Source organism: Streptomyces sp. NBC_00461 (assembly GCF_036013935.1).
Classification (GTDB): domain Bacteria; phylum Actinomycetota; class Actinomycetes; order Streptomycetales; family Streptomycetaceae; genus Streptomyces.
Genome location: NZ_CP107902.1, coordinates 7,885,711 through 7,904,407, shown reverse-complemented (window position 1 = coordinate 7,904,407; position 18,697 = coordinate 7,885,711). Strand labels below are relative to the sequence as shown.

16 protein-coding genes and 1 pseudogene are annotated in these 18,697 nt (G+C 70.0%); 8 read left to right on the top strand and 9 right to left on the bottom strand.

Annotation, left to right across the window (positions count from 1 at the left end):
• Position 1 precedes the first annotated feature (1 nt).
• Complete coding sequence (allB, locus tag OG870_RS36620) at positions 2 to 1,342, bottom strand: allantoinase AllB (protein WP_266524946.1); 1,341 nt, start codon at positions 1,340 to 1,342, stop codon at positions 2 to 4.
• A gap of 267 nt (positions 1,343 to 1,609) precedes the next feature.
• Between allB and OG870_RS36615 the strand changes: the two genes are divergently transcribed.
• Positions 1,610 to 2,407 carry an IclR family transcriptional regulator gene (locus tag OG870_RS36615; RefSeq protein ID WP_266524944.1) on the top strand — a complete coding sequence of 266 codons (798 nt, stop codon included), beginning with the start codon at positions 1,610 to 1,612 and terminating at the stop codon, positions 2,405 to 2,407.
• Positions 2,408 to 2,559: 152 nt separating this feature from the next.
• On the opposite strand, the gene OG870_RS36610 is transcribed toward OG870_RS36615, so the two are convergent.
• Positions 2,560 to 2,847, bottom strand: a complete 288-nt coding sequence (locus tag OG870_RS36610) for a DUF5955 family protein (RefSeq protein WP_266524942.1) — start codon at positions 2,845 to 2,847, stop codon at positions 2,560 to 2,562.
• 215 nt (positions 2,848 to 3,062) lie between these two features.
• Here OG870_RS36610 and OG870_RS36605 point away from each other — a divergent pair, with 215 nt between their 5' ends.
• Together OG870_RS36605 and aceB are read left to right on the top strand one after the other, a co-directional pair.
• Positions 3,063 to 3,662 (top strand): nucleotidyltransferase family protein, encoded by a 600-nt coding sequence (locus OG870_RS36605; protein WP_327691916.1) that lies wholly within the window; start codon positions 3,063 to 3,065, stop codon positions 3,660 to 3,662.
• Positions 3,663 to 3,846: 184 nt separating this feature from the next.
• Entirely contained in the window at positions 3,847 to 5,481 is a 1,635-nt protein-coding gene (gene aceB / locus OG870_RS36600) for a malate synthase A (RefSeq protein ID WP_327691915.1), read from the top strand.
• Between the two features lie 4 nt (positions 5,482 to 5,485).
• On the opposite strand, the gene OG870_RS36595 is transcribed toward aceB, so the two are convergent.
• Both OG870_RS36595 and OG870_RS36590 read right to left on the bottom strand, forming a co-directional pair.
• Positions 5,486 to 5,764: a SelT/SelW/SelH family protein gene (locus OG870_RS36595; protein ID WP_266524936.1), complete on the bottom strand. Its 279-nt coding sequence runs from the start codon at positions 5,762 to 5,764 to the stop codon at positions 5,486 to 5,488.
• Positions 5,761 to 6,675 carry a HipA family kinase gene (locus OG870_RS36590; RefSeq protein WP_266524934.1) on the bottom strand — a complete coding sequence of 305 codons (915 nt, stop codon included), beginning with the start codon at positions 6,673 to 6,675 and terminating at the stop codon, positions 5,761 to 5,763. The genes OG870_RS36595 and OG870_RS36590 overlap by 4 nt, the downstream gene beginning before the upstream one ends.
• Before the next feature lie 349 nt (positions 6,676 to 7,024).
• On the opposite strand from OG870_RS36590, the pseudogene OG870_RS36585 reads away from it, so the two are divergent.
• Positions 7,025 to 7,500 (top strand): annotated as a pseudogene (locus tag OG870_RS36585) (sodium-dependent transporter); the annotation flags it as partial.
• 30 nt (positions 7,501 to 7,530) lie between these two features.
• On the opposite strand, the gene OG870_RS36580 reads toward OG870_RS36585, so the two are convergent.
• The 3 genes from OG870_RS36580 to OG870_RS36570 form a co-directional block, all read right to left on the bottom strand.
• Complete coding sequence (locus tag OG870_RS36580) at positions 7,531 to 8,793, bottom strand: alpha/beta hydrolase (protein ID WP_266524932.1); 1,263 nt, start codon at positions 8,791 to 8,793, stop codon at positions 7,531 to 7,533.
• Positions 8,794 to 8,959: 166 nt separating this feature from the next.
• A complete protein-coding gene (gene rfbC, locus OG870_RS36575) occupies positions 8,960 to 9,556 on the bottom strand; it encodes a dTDP-4-dehydrorhamnose 3,5-epimerase (RefSeq protein ID WP_266524931.1) in 597 nt (198 codons plus the stop codon).
• Positions 9,557 to 9,584: 28 nt separating this feature from the next.
• Entirely contained in the window at positions 9,585 to 11,579 is a 1,995-nt protein-coding gene (locus OG870_RS36570) for a glycosyltransferase (protein ID WP_327691914.1), read from the bottom strand.
• 390 nt (positions 11,580 to 11,969) lie between these two features.
• On the opposite strand from OG870_RS36570, the gene OG870_RS36565 reads away from it, so the two are divergent.
• The 3 genes from OG870_RS36565 to rfbD are packed head-to-tail and all read left to right on the top strand — an operon-like array spanning position 11,970 to position 14,901.
• Positions 11,970 to 13,037: a glucose-1-phosphate thymidylyltransferase gene (locus OG870_RS36565; RefSeq protein WP_266845192.1), complete on the top strand. Its 1,068-nt coding sequence runs from the start codon at positions 11,970 to 11,972 to the stop codon at positions 13,035 to 13,037.
• Positions 13,034 to 14,020, top strand: a complete 987-nt coding sequence (gene rfbB / locus OG870_RS36560; protein WP_266524925.1) for a dTDP-glucose 4,6-dehydratase — start codon at positions 13,034 to 13,036, stop codon at positions 14,018 to 14,020. The genes OG870_RS36565 and rfbB overlap by 4 nt, the downstream gene beginning before the upstream one ends.
• 32 nt (positions 14,021 to 14,052) lie before the next feature.
• Positions 14,053 to 14,901, top strand: a complete 849-nt coding sequence (gene rfbD, locus OG870_RS36555; protein ID WP_405626951.1) for a dTDP-4-dehydrorhamnose reductase — start codon at positions 14,053 to 14,055, stop codon at positions 14,899 to 14,901.
• 159 nt (positions 14,902 to 15,060) lie between these two features.
• On the opposite strand, the gene OG870_RS36550 is transcribed toward rfbD, so the two are convergent.
• On the bottom strand, positions 15,061 to 15,441 hold the full coding sequence (locus OG870_RS36550; RefSeq protein ID WP_327691912.1) for a BlaI/MecI/CopY family transcriptional regulator: 381 nt from the start codon (positions 15,439 to 15,441) through the stop codon (positions 15,061 to 15,063).
• Positions 15,442 to 15,519: 78 nt separating this feature from the next.
• Complete coding sequence (locus tag OG870_RS36545; RefSeq protein WP_327691911.1) at positions 15,520 to 17,031, bottom strand: IucA/IucC family protein; 1,512 nt, start codon at positions 17,029 to 17,031, stop codon at positions 15,520 to 15,522.
• Positions 17,032 to 17,141: 110 nt separating this feature from the next.
• On the opposite strand from OG870_RS36545, the gene OG870_RS36540 reads away from it, so the two are divergent.
• Entirely contained in the window at positions 17,142 to 18,653 is a 1,512-nt protein-coding gene (locus tag OG870_RS36540) for an IucA/IucC family protein (RefSeq protein ID WP_327691910.1), read from the top strand.
• Positions 18,654 to 18,697: the final 44 nt, after the last annotated feature.

Sequence of the window (18,697 nt, the reverse complement as noted above, 5' to 3'; positions counted from 1 at the left end):
GTCAGGGGGTGCGGGTGAGGAGCCGGCCCCTGGGTTCGGTGAACTCGCCGTCCGCCACGATGCGTTCGCCGCGCAGCCAGGTCGACTTCACCACGCCGTACAGGGTCTTGCCCGCGTAGGCCGTGACGCGGTTTCTGTGCTGGAGGGCCGCCGGGTCCACGGTGAACGTCTCGTCGGGCGCGAGGACCGCGAAGTCGGCGTCCCGACCCGCCTCGATGGCGCCCTTGCGAGTGTCCAGGCCGACGAGTTCCGCCGTGTGCGTGGACATCCAGCGGACCACGTCCTCCAGGCCGTGGCCGCGCCTGCGGGCCTCGGTCCACACCGCGGCCAGGCTCAGCTGGAGGCCCGAGATACCGCCCCACGCGGTGGCGAAGTCGTCCGTCTTGAGGTCGGCCGTGGACGGCGAGTGGTCGGTGACCACGCAGTCGATGGTGCCGTCCGCCAGTGCCTGCCACAGCAGGTCCTGGTTGGCCGCCTCCCGGATGGGCGGGCAGCACTTGAACTCGCTTGCGCCGTCCGGGACTTCCTCGGCGGTGAGCGTGAGGTAGTGCGGACAGGTCTCGACGGTGACGCGGACACCCTCCGCCCTGGCCTCGGCGATCAGCGGGAGCGCGTCGGAGGAGGAGAGGTGCAGGACGTGCACGCGGGCGTCGAGACGCTTCGCCTGGGCGATCAGCTGGGCGATCGCCGTGTCCTCGGCGTCGCGCGGCCGGGACGCCAGGAAGTCGGCGTACTTCGGGCCGCCGTGCTGCGGGGCCGCGTCCAGGTGGTGCGGGTCCTCGGCGTGCACGATCAGCAGGCCGCCGAAGGAGGCGATCTCGGCCAGGGACTGGGCGAGCCGGTCCTGGTCCAGGTGCGGGAACTCGTCCACGCCCGACGGCGACAGGAACGCCTTGAAGCCGAAGACACCGGACTCGTGCAGCGGGCGCAGGTCCTTGACGTTGTCGGGCAGCGCGCCGCCCCAGAAGCCGACGTCGATGTGCGCCTTCTCGGCGGCGACGTCCCGCTTGGTGCGGAGGTTGTCGACCGTCGTCGTGGGCGGGAGGGAGTTGAGGGGCATGTCGACGAGGGTGGTGATGCCGCCGGCCGCGGCCGCGCGCGTGGCGGTCCAGAAGCCCTCCCACTCGGTGCGACCGGGGTCGTTGACGTGCACGTGCGTGTCGACCAGGCCGGGCAGCAGGACGTCGTCGCCGAAGTCCTCCAGGCGGGCGCCGGCGGGTATCTCGGCGTCGTGCGGGAGTACGGCCGTGATCCTGCCGCCCGCGACCGCGACCGTGGCGGGACGCGTCCCCTCGGGCGTGATGACGCGCGTCGAGCGCAGCACCAGTTCTACGTCGGACACCCGAACCCCTCTCAGCCGCCGCGGAGTACCGCCGTCGCGTTTACTTCCGCGTAACGGAATTCAACTTTCTGTTGAAGGAGTCTTCACTCCCGCTTCCGTGCCGTCAAGGGCACACTTCTCCACAGTGCACCCCCTGCGCCCACTCTGGACGTTTCCACAAGACGGAATTAGAATTCCGGCAAGCAGAATGTAGTTACGCACAAGCAGGGAGTCAACCGACTGCCGGGTAGGCTTCAGCCCTTCCCGCCAGCCCGAAAGGAACGCGCCGTGCCGACGTCCAGCGCCAGCACCACCGACTCCGCCAAATCCAACGGCGGCGGGGTCCAGTCCCTTGAGCGCGCCTTCGATCTGCTCGAGCGGATGGCCGATGCGGGTGGCGAGGTCGGGCTGAGCGAACTCTCCGCGAGCAGCGGCCTGCCACTGCCCACCATCCACCGCCTGATGCGCACCCTCGTGGCCTGCGGATACGTCCGCCAGCAGGCCAACCGCCGGTATGCGCTCGGCCCGCGGCTGATCCGCCTCGGCGAGTCCGCCGCCCGCCTGTTGGGCACCTGGGCGCGCCCCTATCTGGCCCGCCTGGTCGAGGAGACCGGGGAGACGGCGAACATGGCGCTGCTCGACGGCGACGAGATCGTGTACGTCGCCCAGGTGCCGTCCAAGCACTCGATGCGCATGTTCACCGAGGTCGGCCGACGCGTCCTGCCGCACTCCACGGGCGTCGGCAAGGCGCTGCTCGCCAACACCCCGGACGACGAGGTGCGCGCTCTGCTCTCCCGCACCGGCATGCCCGCCGCGACGGAGAAGACGATCACCACTCCGGAGGGCTTCCTGGCAGCCCTCGCGGACGTACGCCGGGCCGGCTACGCGATCGACGACAACGAGCAGGAGATCGGCGTCCGCTGCCTCGCGGTCTCGGTGCCCAACTCCCCCACCGCCGCCGCCATTTCGATCTCGGGACCCGCGGGCCGGGTCACGGAGGCGGCGACGGACAAGATCGTGCCGGTGCTGCAGCAGGTGGCGTCGGAACTTTCGGAGGCACTGGCGAGCTCGGGATCGGCGACCTAGCCGGACCGCGCGGCCCGCCCGCTCCGTCCGGGGTGCGGTGCGCACACGGAGGCGGGAGCGCCTCGACGCCGTGTACGCCCTCGGCGAGGACATGCACAGCGGCCGCCACGAACCGGTGGTCGAGGTCTGAGCACGACCGGTCCGGTCACCCTTCAGCGGCGCGGCGGCTGCGCGAACAGGTCCACCGCGTCGCGTACGTCCGACAGCCCCCGGGCCAAGGCGCTCACGGAGCCGATCGCGCCGGCGACCAGTAGCAACGACCGGCGCAGACGCGGGATTTCGGGGGCGCCGTCGATCGTCATCGCGGCGAGCGCGGCGAGTTCGTCCTCGGCGATGCCGCGGTCGGGGAACTCGGCCGGGTGCGCGGCGAGTTCGCGGCGCAACCGGGACACCGCGGTCCGCAGTTCCGCCACCCTCGGGTCCTCGTCGCTGCCGGTCACTGGCCTCTGCCCCAAGCTCCGCAACACAGCTCTCCCCCAGGCACGTCCTTGTGCGCTGCCACTTCGCGATCCCGCGATGCGCCCCCGTGGCGTTGGTCGGGCGCCGGGGGACGCGGGTCAGTAAACGCCACCCGATACCGGGCGCGCCACTGTGCGGACCGAAATTCAGCCCCCGGAAACCGGGCACTCGCCCCTGCGTCAGGTAAGCAGGACGCATGACGGATGACGAACAGCAGGTGGCCGGGCTGGTCCTCGCCGCGGGAGGCGGACGGCGGCTCGGCGGGCGGCCCAAGGCACTGCTTCAGCACCGCGGACGGCCGCTCGTCGAGCATGCCGTCGGCGTGCTGCGCGCGGCCGGCTGCACCCGCGTCCACGTGGTGCTGGGGGCGCTGGCCGACGCCGTACGGGAGCGGGCGGAACTGGAGGGGTGCGTGCTCGTGGAGAACCCGGAGTGGGAGCAGGGCATGGGTACCTCGTTGCGGGCCGGGCTGGACTCGCTCGCCGGGACGGGGGCCGCGGCCGCCGTGGTCTGCCTCGTCGACCAGCCGGGGATCGGGCCGGAGGCGGTCGGGCGGGTACTGGCCGCACACCGGGACGAGACCTCACTGGTGTCGGCCGCCTACGACGGCGTACGCGGCCATCCCGTCCTCTTCGGCCGCGCCCACTGGGCGGGCATCACCGAGACCGCGACCGGGGACCGCGGGGCCCGCGCCTACCTCAAGTCGCACGAGTCGGCGATCACGCTCGTCGAGTGCGGGGACGTGGCGCAGCCGTACGACATCGACACGACGGCCGATCTCCTCCACCTTGAGTGAACGGGGTGGCACCGAGCGCCACCTTCCCTCGACCCGGAGAATCTCGATATCAACAAACCATTGAAGTTCCACGATGAGGAAACTAGTATCCACTGTTCAGAAGCGCCCTACCGCTCTACGGGCGTTTCTCGCCGTACCCGGTTCGACTGGCACCCGGTGCCACCGCTGAAGGAAGTGACCGCTCATGTCCGCACCAGCGCCGTCCCCGCTGGCCATCGTCGACGCCGAGCCCCTGCCGCGGCAGGAGGAGGTCCTCACCGAGCCGGCCCTCGCCTTCGTGGCCGAGCTGCACCGGCGGTTCACGCCCCGGCGTGATGAGCTCCTCGCCCGTCGAGCGGAGCGCCGCGCCGAGATCGCCCGCACCTCCACGCTCGACTTCCTCCCCGAGACGGCCGCGATCCGCGCGGACGACTCCTGGAGGGTGGCCCCCTCCCCTGCGGCCCTGAACGACCGCCGGGTCGAGATCACCGGCCCCACCGACCGCAAGATGACCATCAACGCCCTCAACTCGGGCGCCAAGGTGTGGCTCGCGGACTTCGAGGACGCCTCGGCGCCGACCTGGGAGAACGTCGTCCTCGGTCAGGTCAACCTGGCCGACGCGTACACCCGCAGCATCGACTTCACGGACGAGAGGTCCGGCAAGTCGTACGCCCTGCGCCCCGACGGCGAACTCGCCACGGTCGTCATGCGCCCGCGCGGCTGGCACCTCGGCGAGCGGCATCTGGTCGACGCGAACGGCACCCAGGTCCCGGGCGCCCTCGTCGACTTCGGCCTCTACTTCTTCCACAACGCCCAGCGCCTGCTCGACCTGGGCAAGGGCCCGTACTTCTACCTGCCGAAGACGGAGTCGCACCTCGAAGCGCGCCTGTGGAACGACGTGTTCGTCTTCGCCCAGGAGTACGTCGGCATCCCGCAGGGCACCATCCGCGCGACCGTCCTGATCGAGACGATCACGGCCGCGTACGAGATGGAGGAGATCCTCTACGAACTCCGCGACCACGCCTCGGGGTTGAACGCGGGCCGCTGGGACTACCTGTTCTCCATCGTCAAGAACTTCCGTGACGGCGGCGCCAAGTTCGTCCTGCCGGACCGCAACCTGGTCACGATGACGGCCCCGTTCATGCGGGCGTACACCGAACTCCTCGTCCGCACCTGCCACAAGCGCGGCGCGCACGCGATCGGCGGCATGGCGGCGTTCATCCCCTCGCGCCGGGACGCCGAGGTCAACAAGGTGGCCTTCGAGAAGGTCCGCGCCGACAAGGACCGCGAGGCCGGCGACGGTTTCGACGGCTCCTGGGTCGCCCACCCCGACCTGGTCCCGATCGCCATGGAGTCCTTCGACAAGGTCCTCGGTGACCGGCCGAACCAGAAGGACCGCCTGCGCGAGGACGTCCACGTCGAGGCCGCCGACCTGATCGCGATCGACTCCCTGGACGCCAAGCCGACGTACGACGGCCTGGTCAACGCCGTCCAGGTGGGCATCCGCTACATCGAGGCCTGGTTGCGCGGCCTCGGCGCGGTCGCCATCTTCAACCTCATGGAGGACGCCGCCACCGCCGAGATCTCCCGCTCGCAGATCTGGCAGTGGATCAACGCGGGCGTCGAGTTCGAGCACGCGGGCAGCACAGTGAAGGCCACCCCGGAGCTGGCCCGCGAGATCGCCGCCGAGGAACTCGACACCATCCGCAAGGAAATCGGCGAGGAGGCCTTCGCGGCCGGCCACTGGCAGCAGGCCCACGACCTGCTGCTGACGGTCTCCCTCGACGACGACTACGCGGACTTCCTGACGCTGCCCGCGTACGAGCAGCTCAGGGGCTGACCCGTCAGGACGCAGGCTTGTCCGAGTGGCCCAGGGATTTCTCCGGGGCCACTCGGTCGCGTACGGCGCGCTTCACGGCCGTCGGCTCGGGAAAGCCCTGTTCGCGGCGGTCCCAGACCACCTCGTCGTCGACCCGCACGACGAAGACGCCACCGGTGCCGGGCTTGAGCGACAGCTCGGTCAGCTCCGTCTCGAAGGTGGTGAGCAGCTCCTGCGCCAGCCAGGCCGCGCGGGGCAGCCAGCGGCACTGGGTGCAGTACTCGATCTGTACGACGGGACTCATCCGAGGTGCACCGACCAATCCTGTTCCGCCGCCGGTTCGCCGTGCAGGTCGGGGACCCGCTTCAGCCACTTCGGGCGGCCCTGCTCCGTCCTCGCCGCGCGCAGGGCCTCCTCGGCGGCGAGTTCCTCCCGGGTGGGGAAGTCTGTGGGAAGCCAGGCCGCGGAGGCCTCCACGCGCGCGTGGAGGTAGTCCACGTACGCGGAGCGGACGTCGTCCGGGGTCGCGAAGCCCTCCTCGCCGGCCAGCCAGGCGTCGGGCACCTCCGCCGCGATGTCCCGCAGCAGCTCGCGCGTCACCTTCGCCGCCAGTTCGGCGTCGGCCGCTGTCACGTCGGGGGCGTAGTGGCCGAGGGCGTGATGCCGGAAGTCGTACCGCTTGGCGGGATCCGCGCCGTCCCAGCGGTGGTGGAAGACGAGCGCGGCCCCGTGGTCGATCAGCCACAGGCGTGGCGGCACGGTGCCGAGCGTGGGCCAGACCATGAGGTTCGAGCTGTGGACGGTGCGGTCCACGTTCACCGTCAGCGCGTCGAGCCAGACGATCCGGCCCGCCTCCAGCGGGTCGACCGGGAAGCTCTTCGCCAGCTCCGGGGTGAAGTCCTTGGCGCCCGGCAGGAAGTCCATGCCGAGGTTGACTCCGGCGCTGGCGCTGTGGAGTTCCCGCACCTCCTGGTGGGGCTCGCTGTCGGCGATCGCCGGGTCGAAGTGGACGAGGACCAGCTCGGGGAAGCGCAGTCCGAGGGCGCGGGCCAGCTCGCCGACGACCACCTCGGCGACCAGCGCCTTGCGGCCCTGGGCGGAGCCGGTGAACTTCACGACGTACGTGCCCAGGTCGTCGGCCTCGACGACTCCGGGCACGGAGCCGCCGGAGCGCAGGGGCTCGATGTATCGGTCCGCGGTGACCTCCCTCAGCATTTGCTCGGGTCACCTACCTCTTCAACCTTGCAATCCACGGAGCCACCATAGGCGCCCAACAGCGGGAAATACCCGTCGTCAGCCCTGGGGAGAATCTGAATCCGGGGAGTTTCGACTGGCGTGCAGATCTCCCTGCCTCCCCAGCAGTCCGTCAATGGCCGTCCGCCCCTTGCTTCCGGTCTCCGGCCTCAGGCATGAAGTGAGCATAGTAACGAGGTTGATCGCCGGCGAGGAGTGCCCGAGCCACCGCGCCACCGTCACCACGGACTCTCCCGCCTCCAGCATGATCGAGGCATAGGTGTGTCGCAGCACGTGGAAACCGTCCCTCGGCGCAGCCTCCCACTGCCAGTCCATCGCCACCGTCGTCCTGCCCTGCGCCGCTGGCCTCGTGTGCGCGCTCGTGCTGCCACCGTCGTGGCACGCCCGTCTCCTGCGGGCCGCGGTGCCCTCGGCCTTGGCCGGGTCCCTGGTCCTGACCTACGTCAACGCCAGCGCTGCGCTCGGCTCCTTCGTCGCCAGGCCGCGTCCACTGCTGTTCGCCGCCGCCCTCGCCGTGGCCGCCCTGGTGTGCCTGCTGTCCTTCGCACTGGGCCGTCTCGCCGCCCGCCTCCTGCGGCTGGAGGCCGCGGTGGCCTCGTCGCTGACCCTGGCCTGCGGCATGAACAACACATGAACAACGGCAGCGCCGGCGCGGTACTGCTCACGACCTCGCTGCCCGACAAGCCCCACCTGCTACTGCCGGTGCTCGCCTACGGGTTGTTGCAGAAGACGGCCGCCAACCGGGTCGTCGCCAGACTTCGTCCCGCGTCCCCCACCGTGTTCTAGCGGGTCGCACCGAGCGGTGGCGGCCTCCTGTCACCTGCGCTTGGTGGCGGCCTCGGAGGGTTCGGCGCCCGAGGCCCGCACCGACGTGTGGCCCGGCTTGTGGTGGTGCCGGGGCACGACGTCCTGGGGGAAGGTCAGCTGCTGGTTCATCCACTTCAGGGTGGCCGGCATCTCCCGTACCCAGGTCGGGAAGTTGTGACTGCCTTGGTCCGGCAGGATCGACACGACGCGCATCGGTGCCTTGACGGCCTTGATGAAGGCCAGTGTCTGCGGGTACCCCTTCTCGCCGTGCTTGCTGTCGGCGACCAGGACGGAGACCTGGGGAACGGCAAGGTGCTTGAGCCGCCACATCAGATCGTGCCCGTTGACCCTGTTGACCCGCCCCAGCCCGCTGCCGAAGAGGTTGCCGGTCGTGGCGTCGTCCTTGATCTTGTAGTCGGGCGAAAGGGCGCCGGCCGTTGTGTACACGTGCGGGTTGCGCATCGTCAGTTGCAGGGCGCAGGTGGCGCCGGAGGAGTAGCCCATGACGCCCCAGGCGCTGGCGTCGTGACCCACCCGGTAGGTGGACTTCAGGGCGTCCGGGAGGTCCTTGGCCAGGAAGGTCTCGGTCTGCGGTCCACCTGGGACGTCCACGCACTCGGTGTCGCGCGGCGGGGCGATCGTCGGCCGGATCATCACCATGATGGTCGGCTGCATCTGGCCGCTCTTCTGCAGCTCACCGGCGGTCTGTGACACCCGCAGGTGCTGCGCAAGGTTGAAGATGCTGCCGGGGTAGCCGCTGAGCGCGACGATCACCGGGAAACGCTGCCTCTGGTACGCCTTCTGGAAGTACTGCGGCGGCAGGTAGACGAAGGCCGGGTCGACGACGCCCGTGCGGCGGCCGATGACGTTCACGGACTCGACGCGCCCGTTCACCGCTGCGGGACCGGAGGGCAGTCCGCTGACCCGGCTCAACTGCTGATTGCCGCCTGGCTGCACCAACGGCCCTTTGGCGGAGACGTCGGTCACAGCCCCGTCCCCGTCGTGGGCGGACGCCTGCGTCACACCGACGGGAGCGGTGTCGACGTTGCCGAAGAGCTCGCTCCACGAGCCGAAGAACTGGTACGACGAGTTCATCCAGCACCCCAAGGCCGCGATGATCGTCACCTGGGTCATTCCAACGGCCACCAGCCGTCCGAGCACCTGCCACAGCCCCTGCCTGGCGAGTCGCGGCCACAGCCAGACCAACAGCGCCACACAGAAGGCGGCCAGGGCCGCCATCACGTACACGGTCGTCTCGCTGGTCAAACCCATGCCACTCAGTCCCCGGTTTCCTTGCCCGTGGTGTTTCTGTCACCCAGGAGGAGGGCTATATCCCCTTCCGCGTTCCCCAAAGGGCGCTAAAGGGATAAAGACCCGGGCGGGCCCTTCGGTGTTTCCACGAAAGGGCCCGCCACAGATCCACACACCTGTGCCGCTGTCATTCGCCGCGGAGGTTCCTGCGGTAGGCGACGCAGTCCTCATACGCCGGGAGCAGGCCCTGGGCCGCCGCGTCGGCGAGCGTCGGCGCCTGCTCGTCCTTCGGGGACAGCAGCGGCTCGATGCCGGCCGGCCACTCGATGGCGAGGTCCGGATCCAGCGGGTGGATGCCGTGCTCGCGCTCAGGGGCGTAACCCTCGGAGCAGAGGTAGACCACCGTCGCGTCGTCCGTCAGCGCGATGAAGGCGTGGCCGAGGCCCTCGGACAGGTAGACGGCGTGGTGGGTCCGGTCGTCGAGCCGGACCGCCTCCCACTGCTTGTACGTCGGTGAGCCGACACGGATGTCGACAATGACGTCGAGGACCGCACCGCGCACACACTTGACGTACTTGGCCTGGCTCGGCGGAACGTCGGCGAAGTGGATGCCGCGCAGGGTGCCCCGCTTGGAAACGGAGCAGTTGGCCTGCGCCAGGTTGAGGTCCTGGCCGGTCGCCTCGCGGAACCCGGGGCCGCGGAACCACTCGTGGAAGCTGCCGCGGTCGTCTGGGAAGACCTTGGGCTCCAGCACCCAAGCGCCCTCAATGCCAAGTGGTCGCACGTGTTGATCCTTGATTCGCGTGGTTGGGTTACTTCTTCAGGGCCCGGCGGAGCCTGCCCGCCGCCCGGCGCAAGAACGTCGACTTCACAAGACGAGAGGCGAGGCCGCGTGACCCAGGCACCTTCGCGGAGGCAGCGAGGCGTTTGACCACGGCACCACCACTCGCGGAGACATCCAGTGCCCAAGGCAGATCGACCGGCTTGCCGGCCCCGGTCGAGGGCAGGATCAGCCCCAGCCGCCACTGGCCGTCCACCAGCTCACCGAGCGGAAGCCCGGCGCTCAGCTCGGCCCGGCCGGTCCCGCGGGCGGTCAGCGTGGCGGGGAGGTCGACCGCACGGCTGGTCGCGACGTTCGTGAGCTTCAGGCCTACCATGCACTCGCCCTGGACGTGGAACGGCAGGGCAACGGTCAGGGAATCACGGCCCGTTGTCACACTGACGTCGGCCGCGGTGAGACCGGCGAACTCGTACGAGATCTTGTTGGTCTTCTGGTCGACGTCCAGCGAGAGGTTGCCGTGCGGGTCGGTCCAGTACGGCAGGACCGAGTGAGCCGCGGAGCCGACGACGGCGGCACCGAGCCCGCGCCCCGCCCCGTCGCCGCGCACGGAACCGAGACGGACCCCCTTGCTCCAACCGCATGAGGTGATGCGGATGTGGACGTCCCAGATTCCCCTGTCCAATGCGGCGCCGTTCGCCGCTGACAGCGGGTCGACCTGCGCGGTGGCGCGCAGCACCTGCCGGAAGTGTCCCTCCCGGCCCTCCACGGCGACTCTCTCCCGCGTGAACTCGACGGGCTGGAAGAACTCCGCGGCCGTCGCGCGCTCACTCACGACGAGGTCCACCTTGGAGCCGGCCAGCGCGGCGGAGATGTTCACGTCGAGCAGGGCGATGGCGTCCAGGCTGGTCTCGGGCAACGACGGAACGAGCAGGTCCTTCTCACCGTCGGCACGGAAGGTGATGGGCACACCGGCCGACGTGTACTCGGCGGTGAAACCGATCGTCAGCTTGCCGTTCTCCCAGCCGAGGTTCTCCAGGACGCCGGAGGGCTTGATCCCCGACTCCCACTTGGCGAACTCCTCGATGTCGGCGAGCCGGTCGGCCGCGATCAGGCCGGCGACGATCTGCTGCGTGGGCTGCATGCCCGCGGCGACACCGGGGCCGAAGCGTTCGACGACCACCTTGTGCATCTCGTCGAACAGCTCCCGGCGGTAGTCGACGGGCAGCTTCAGCAGCCGCTGCCCGCGCATCCGCTCGACCATCTCGACGCGCAGCCAGCGGCGGAAGAGCCGGTCGCGCAGCGGGCCGGGCTCGGTGAGCTTCTCGACGACGTCGAGGGCCTCACGGAGGTTCTTGAAGTAGCCGACCGGGTCGAAGCGTTGGAAGCCGGCGTTGGAGGCGTCCTCGCGCTTGACGTGGTAGTAGCACAGGTAGTCGCTGAGAACGGCGACGTTCTCGGCCCGCAGGTACGCCTCGGTGACGAAGACGTGGTCCTCCAGGCGGCGGCGCCCCTCCATGTAGCGGAGGTTGTGCTTGTCCAGGAACGCCTTGCGGAACATCTTGTGCGGGGTGAGGCTGTCGATCAGCGGGGCGTTCTCGACGTTCGCGTGCGGGCGGTTCTCGCGGAACAGCTCCCGCGGGACCGGGCGGCCCTTTCCGGCCATCTTGCCCACGATCACGTCGGCGTTGTTCTCCACGCCGTAGTTGTACATGCGCTCAAGGGCGTCGTCGCCCAGCCAGTCGTCGTTGTCCACGAACTGGATGAACTCACCCTTGGCGGCGGCAACACCGACGTTGCGCGGCTTGCCCGACCACCCGGACCCCTCCTGGTGAATGACGCGCATGTGGGGGTGCTCGGCAGCGAGCCGGTCCAGGCGCTGGGGCGTCCCGTCGGTGGAACCGTCGTTCACGAAGATCGCTTCGTACTCGTCGTCCGGCATGCTCTGACGCAGAAGAGAGGCGATGCAGTCCTCGATGTACCTACCCGGGTTGTAGACCGGGATCACCACGCTCACCTTGATCGGCACGAGTCTTCTTCCGCCTCCGTTACTTTCCGTTACTGAGCGACTGTGCGGCGGCCGCCTCGTAGCGACTCAACCTACTACATGACGTAGAGCGCAGCCGCCCCACTCCGCCCGCCGAGGAAGGAACCCCCCGGGCGGCAAACCCCTCTTTACCGGCGAGCCGGTTGGCCGCGATGAGGCCGTCAGCGGTACGCCGGCCAAACAGCGGGTGACCGACTCCGTGAGCCTCTCACCGACCCCCAAGGGGGCGCATGCGCGGCCAACAACCCTCACATTACATGTCATATCAAATCAGAATCTTACATACAAAAGATCACAAAGTATCCGCAATGATTCAGCGAACTATGACAGAGCAGACGGAGTGATGTCTTGACGGGACCTAACATGCCGCGAATGAAGGCTCTTGTTCTCTCCGGTGGCTCGGGCACTCGCCTGCGTCCGATAACCCATACATCGGCCAAGCAACTGGTGCCCGTTGCCAACAAGCCCGTGCTGTTCTACGGACTGGAGGCCATCGCCGATGCCGGCATCACGGAGGTCGGGATCATCGTCGGTGACACCGCCGAAGAGATCCGGGAAGCCGTGGGTGACGGCTCGAAGCTCGGCATCAACGTCACCTACATCCCCCAGGACCAGCCGCTGGGCCTGGCCCACGCCGTCCTCATCGCCCGTGAGTTCCTGGGCGAGGACGACTTCGTGATGTACCTCGGCGACAACTTCATCGTCGGCGGCATCACCGGCCTCGTCGACGAATTCCGTGCGGAACGCCCCGACGCTCAGATCCTGTTGACCCGGGTCCCCAACCCGACGTCGTTCGGTGTCGCCGAGCTCGACGACAGCGGCCGCGTCAAGGGCCTGGAGGAGAAGCCGAAACAGCCCAAGAGCGATCTCGCGCTGGTCGGTGTGTATCTCTTCACGCCCACGATCCACGAGGCCGTCCGCAGCATCGAGCCCTCGTGGCGCGGCGAGCTGGAGATCACCCACGCCCTCCAGTGGCTGATCGACCAGCGCAAGGACGTCCGCTCGACGACGATCTCCGGGTACTGGAAGGACACCGGGAACGTCGCCGACATGCTGGAGGTCAACCGCTCCGTTCTGGAAACGCTCGTGCCCTGCATCGAGGGCACCGTCGACGATTCGAGCGAGATCGTCGGCCGTGTGCGGATCGACGTCGGCGCCGAGGTCCGCGGATCGCGCATCGTCGGCCCCGCCGTCATCGGCCCCGGCTCGGTGATCAGCGACTCGTACATCGGCCCCTTCACCTCCATCTCCGAGAACTGCCGGATCGACGACAGCGAGGTCGAGTACTCCATCGTGCTGCGCGACTCCTCCATCACCGGCGTACGGCGTGTGGAGACCTCGCTCATCGGCCGAAACGTCGAGGTCACCCCCTCGCCCCGCAATCCCGCAGCCCACCGGCTCGTCCTCGGCGACCACAGCAAGGTACAGATCTCCTCATGACAACCAGAATCCTGGTGACCGGCGGTGCCGGTTTCATCGGCTCCCACTACGTCCGCACCCTGCTCGGCCCGCAGGGCCCGGGGGATGTGGCGATCACCGTGCTGGACAAGCTCACCTACGCCGGCAACCCGGCCAACCTCGACCAGGTACGCGACCACCCCGGCTTCGCGTTCGTCCAGGGCGACATCTGCGACCCCCAACTGGCCGGAAAACTGACGGCCGAACACGACCAGGTCGTCCACTTCGCCGCCGAGTCGCACGTGGACCGCTCCATCGACGGCGGCGCCGAGTTCGTCCGCACCAACGTGGTCGGCACCCACACCCTCATCGACGCCGCACACCGCACCGGCATCAAGACCTTCGTCCACATCTCCACCGACGAGGTCTACGGCTCCATCGACTCCGGTTCCTGGCCGGAGACCCACCCGCTGCAGCCCAACTCGCCCTACTCCTCCGCCAAGGCCTCCAGCGACCTGATCGCCCTGTCCTACCACCGCACCCACGGCCTCGACGTACGAGTCACCCGCTGCTCCAACAACTACGGCCACCACCACTTCCCCGAGAAGGTCATCCCGCTGTTCATCACCAACCTGCTGGACGGCAGGAAGGTCCCCCTCTACGGCGACGGCGGCAACATCCGCGACTGGCTGCACATCGACGACCACGTCCAGGGCATCGACCTGGTCCGCACCCAGGGCCGCCCCGGCGAGGTCTACAACATCGGCGGCGGCACCGAACTGTCCAACAAGGAACTCACCGGGCTGCTCCTGGAGGCCTGCGGCGCCGACTGGGACACCAGCGTCGAACACGTCGCCGACCGCAAGGGCCACGACCGCCGCTACTCCGTGGACTGCACCAAGATCCGCACCGAACTCGGCTACCAGCCCCGCAAGGACTTCACCACCGGCCTCGCCGAGACCGTCACCTGGTACCGCGACAACCGCGACTGGTGGGAACCCCTCAAGGAGCGTGCGGCACTGTGACAACCACCTGGCTGATCACCGGTGCGGGCGGAATGCTCGGCAAGGACCTCCTGGCCCGGCTGGCGGCCGACGGCGAACACGGCGTCGGCCTGACCCGGGCAGACCTCGACATCACGGACCCGGAGGCGGTGTACGCGGCCGTCGCGGAGCACCAGCCCGATGTGGTGATCAACTGCGCCGCCTGGACGGCCGTCGACGACGCGGAAAGCCAAGAGACCCAGGCTCTGCGGATCAATGGCGACGGCACCCGGAACCTGGCGGCAGCCTGCGCCAAGACCGGCACCAGGCTGCTCCAGGTCTCCACGGACTACGTGTTCGCGGGCGACGGCACCTCTCCGTACGCCGAAGACGCCCCCACTGCTCCGCGGAGCGCCTACGGCCGCACCAAACTGGCCGGCGAACAGGCGGTGCTCACCGCACTCCCCGAGTCGGGCTACGTGGTACGCACGGCATGGCTGTACGGCGCGGGCGGCGGCAACTTCGTCCGTACGATGATCAAGCTGGAGAGCGTCAAGGACACCCTCGACGTGGTCGACGACCAGCGCGGCCAGCCCACCTGGACCGTCGACCTCGCCGACCGGCTGATCCGCCTCGGGCACTCCGCGCTGACCGGTGCCGCCCCGGCCGGGATCTACCACGGCACCAGCGGCGGCGAGACCACCTGGTTCGGCCTCACCCGGGAAATCTTCCGGCTGCTCGGCGCGGACCCCGAGCGGGTCCGCCCGACCACCAGCGCCACCTACGTCCGCCCGGCCCCCCGACCCACCTACAGCGTCCTCGGCCACGACCGCTGGGCAGCCGCCCGGGTCGAGCCGATCCGCGACTGGCGCGAGGCCCTGCACGAGGCGTTCCCGGCACTGCTGGCCACCGAGCGGCCGTAGCCCGGCGCACGAAGTCCCCGCGAAACGAGCGGGGTCGGCCGCACCCGTCGCTGGTCTCAGCGGCGGGTGCGCCGGCCGGCGCTGCCGCCGAGACGGTCGTACCGGCTGCCGGCGGTGACCAGGAGGGGGATGCAGACGCTGATCGTCACGGCTCGCGGCTCACGGTCCGTCGTCGCCGCGCCCGGCGTTGTGCCTGCCCAGCAGGCGGTGCAGCAACTGTTCGTCCTCCTGCGACAGTTCGGACACGAAGCGGGACAGCACGGCCTCCCGGTCCGAGCCGCGCTCCAGCAGGCTGTGAATCCGTACTGCGGTCTCGGTCGCCTCGTCCCGGACGGGTGCGAAGGCGTTTCCGCGGCCCACGGAGTGGCGTAGGAGCATGCCCTTGCCGTGCAGGCGGGACAGGATCGTCAGCACCGTCGTGTAGGCGAGGTCTCCGGACAGCCGTTCCTGGACCTGCCGTGCGGTCAGCGGCTCGTCCGCGGCCCACAAGGTGGCCAGAATGGCGCTCTCCAGCTCCCCGCGGGCCCTCCTGCCGGTCACCCCGCCACCTTCTTCGCTCTTCCGGTCGCGCACCCTTCGAATCCTTCCCACTCGATCTCCCGGCCTACCGGCCGACTACTACGACCTGTAGAAGGTGGGGTCGCCGGGGACCGGGCCGGCCAGTGGGTTGGGCAGGGGCAGGTAGCGGGCGTCGGCGCCGTCCGCGCCGGTCCAGCGCAGCAGCAGGTTCGTCTTGCCGGGGAGAGTCGGTGAGGTCAGCAGGCCGGTGATCTCGGGGAGGTCGTGGCGGGCGAGTTCGCGGCGGGCTGCGGGCCAGGGGTCCAGGCCTGGGTGGCGTTCGGCCAGGGCACCGGCGATCTCGGTGAGGTGGTTGACGACCAGGCAGTAGACGAGCCGCTCCCAGCCGTCGGCCCGGGACACCTCGGGCACCAGCTTCACGCCCTCGGCGTCCCGGAACAGCGCCTGCACGGGCATGCCGCCGGCGTCGACCGCGACCAGCGTGTTCTGCAGATGCGCTTCGAGTACGACGCCGTAGCGGTCGAAGACGCTCAGCGCGGGCGGTACGACCGCCCTCAGGTACGCCTCCCACCAGGCGGCCGGGTCGGCGGCGCTCTCCAGGGGGTTGCCCTCGAACCCCTCCACCAGACCGGCGGAGAGCAGCGGGGTCGTGCCGGGCAGCAGCCGGCCGTGCAGTCCGTCGCGGACGAGGACCGCGAGCTCCTCGAACGCGAAGTCCGCCGTGCGGTAGCCGTGATCGCTCAGCCAGGCGGCCCGGCCGCTCGACGCCGCGAAGGCCGCGGTCACCGCCGTATCCGTCCTGCCGAGTTTCAGCAGGTCGTGGCGCCACAGTCGGCGGATGTCGTTGGTGATGCGGACATCGAGGCTGAACTTCAGGAACAGGTCGTGCTCGGGGGCGTACAGGGTGCGGACCGCGGCCGTGGGCCAGGTGTCGAAGGCGGTCGTGCCGAGCCGGACGAGGCGGCCGTCGGCGAAGGCCTCCGTGAGGTCGAGGAGGTCGAGCTGCCAGGGGTGCGCGGGCAGCACGCGGTAGCCGGGCGGGGCCTCGCCCAGGGTGTCCAGCGCCGAGGTGTCGCCCTCCTCGACGACCGTGTCCGCGCGCACCGCGAGCAGCACCAGCGGGAAGCGGGTGTGTGCCTCGGGGGCGTACGGCAGCCAGCCGGCCACCGGACCGCCGCCGCGTGCCTTGGGGGCGGGGTGGTAGGGGTGGCCGGTGATGAGGGACTGCTCGGAGCGCCGGTACGGGTCCTCGGGGACCGTCGCCCGGGCGCGGGCTGCGAGGAGCGCGGCCACCGCGTCGCGGCTGTCGATCATCTCGGCGGGCAGCTCGTGGTTGGACAGGCCCGTATGGCGGCGCAGCTCCTCGGCGACGAGCTTGACGAGTTCTGTGTGGCCTATGGGGTGCCAGTGGCCCGCCGTGTACACCTCGGGCGCTCCCGGCCGCCGTTCGCCGCGCACCCGCAGCAGGCGGTCGACGCCGGGCAGCCGGTAGGTGCGGTGGATGCGGTGGGTGCCGGGCAGCGCGACGGGCTCCGCGACCTCGCGCAGCAGGCAGTTCAGGAGCGGCGCGGCCGCGTACGCGTCGGCGTCGCCGCCTGCGGGCGGGGGCATGAGGTCCACGCGATCCACTCGTTCCCTGAGGTCCGTTCGGGCGGAGACGATCAGTATGTATGCCGTCACCCCGGTTCGTGACGCCCTACCCGTACCCGAGGAGTCCGCCCGTGCACCGTCCCCACCCCGCAGAGGCCGAGGTCGCCGAGGAGCTGGCCGCCGTGCGTCCGGCCCTGCTGACACGGTACGCGGCCGAGCTGCCGGGCGCCCGCGCCGCGGTGCTGACCCGGCTGTGGCGAGCGCTCGCCCATGAGCCGCTGCCGTGGATCACGGACCGGGACCAAGGCCGTGAGGGGCTGACGCTGCGCCTCGGGGACGGCCGGAGGCTGCACGGGCCGGCCCCCGATCCGTACGCCACCGCCGCGTACGTGACCGTCGTACGCCTCGACGGTGTGGCGTACGAGCATCCGGCGCGGCTGATGACGGACCTCGCCGTGCCGCACTGCGTGGACTTCGCGGTCGAACTCGCGCACAGCGTCGCCTCGTTGGCGCTGTCCCGGGCCGGGCAGGAGGGTCACACGGACGAATGGCCCGCGTGTGACCGGGAATGGGAGCAGCGGGTGGTCGACGGGCATCCGTACCACCCTGGCTGCCGTTCCCGGCCCGGGTTCTCGGTGGCCGAGCAGTTCGCCTACGGACCCGAGCACCGGCCGCTGGTCGCGCTGGGGATGCTGCCGGTCAGGGCGGAGGAGTGCCTGGTGACCGGGGTGTGGCCGGACGACATGCGGGACGGGGGGCGGCTGTTGCTGCCGGTGCATCCGTGGCAGGCCGCGCATGTGCTCAAGCGGACCTGCGACGAGGTGCTCACCGCGCACCCGTTGATGTCCCTGCGCACGCTCGCGGTGCCCGGCGGGCCGCACGTCAAGACCGCGCTGAGCGCCCGGCTGACGTCCTCGGTGCGGGACATCTCGGTCTACTCGATCTCGCTGTCGGCGACGTTGTCGGCCTTCGCGGATTCACTGGCGGCCCGTGCGGACGGACTGCTGCACGTCACACGGACGTTGGGGGCGGCCACGGCCGACTCGCCCGATCTCGCCGCCGTGTTGCGGGAGTCGCCGCAGACGTACGCCTCGACGGAGCGTGGCGAGCGGGTGGTGCCGGTGGCCGCGCTCGCCACCACCGCGCTGCCCGAGTCCCCGGCCTGGCTCGCCGAATTCACCCGCCTCACCCTCACCGTCGGCCTGCGCCTGCTGGAGCTGGGCGTGGCCCTGGAGGCGCACGGCCAGAACCTCCTGGTCGTGCTCTCGGCGACGGGTGCCCCCCTGCGCCTGGTCTACCGCGACCTCGCCGACATCCGCGTGAGCCCGGCGAGGCTGGCCCGGCACGGCGTCCCGGTCCCGGATCTGTCCGGACGGATCGTCACGGACGACGTGCCGGCGCTGCGTCGCAAGCTGTTCGGTTCGCTGGTGGCGGGCGCCCTCGCGGGGACGGCGGGTTCGGCGCGGGCCCTGCGCGGGGCACTGGAGAGTGCCGTACGGGATCTGCCGCGCACCCCCGACCTGGTCGCGCTGCTCGATGAGCCGCTGCCCGCGAAGGCGCTGACGCTGATGCGGATGTCTCCGGGGACGCCCGGGGACCAGTGGGCCGAGCTGCCCAACCCTCTGCGGTGGAAGGGCCGCTGACGCTCGTTTTGGAGCGTGGCGCATCTGATCAATAGGATCCGCCG

Excerpts from the sequence above, each read along its gene's own strand:
- aceB (WP_327691915.1), top strand. The coding sequence starts at position 3,847 with ATGTCCGCACCAGCGCCGTCCCCGCTGGCCATCGTCGACGCCGAGCCC.
- OG870_RS36545 (WP_327691911.1), bottom strand. The coding sequence starts at position 17,031 with ATGCCCCCGCCCGCAGGCGGCGACGCCGACGCGTACGCGGCCGCGCCG.
- rfbD (WP_405626951.1), top strand. The coding sequence starts at position 14,053 with ATGCTCGGCAAGGACCTCCTGGCCCGGCTGGCGGCCGACGGCGAACAC.
- OG870_RS36590 (WP_266524934.1), bottom strand. The coding sequence starts at position 6,675 with ATGCTGAGGGAGGTCACCGCGGACCGATACATCGAGCCCCTGCGCTCC.
- OG870_RS36565 (WP_266845192.1), top strand. The coding sequence starts at position 11,970 with ATGAAGGCTCTTGTTCTCTCCGGTGGCTCGGGCACTCGCCTGCGTCCG.
- OG870_RS36605 (WP_327691916.1), top strand. The coding sequence starts at position 3,063 with ATGACGGATGACGAACAGCAGGTGGCCGGGCTGGTCCTCGCCGCGGGA.
- rfbB (WP_266524925.1), top strand. The coding sequence starts at position 13,034 with ATGACAACCAGAATCCTGGTGACCGGCGGTGCCGGTTTCATCGGCTCC.
- OG870_RS36595 (WP_266524936.1), bottom strand. The coding sequence starts at position 5,764 with ATGAGTCCCGTCGTACAGATCGAGTACTGCACCCAGTGCCGCTGGCTG.
- OG870_RS36580 (WP_266524932.1), bottom strand. The coding sequence starts at position 8,793 with ATGGGTTTGACCAGCGAGACGACCGTGTACGTGATGGCGGCCCTGGCC.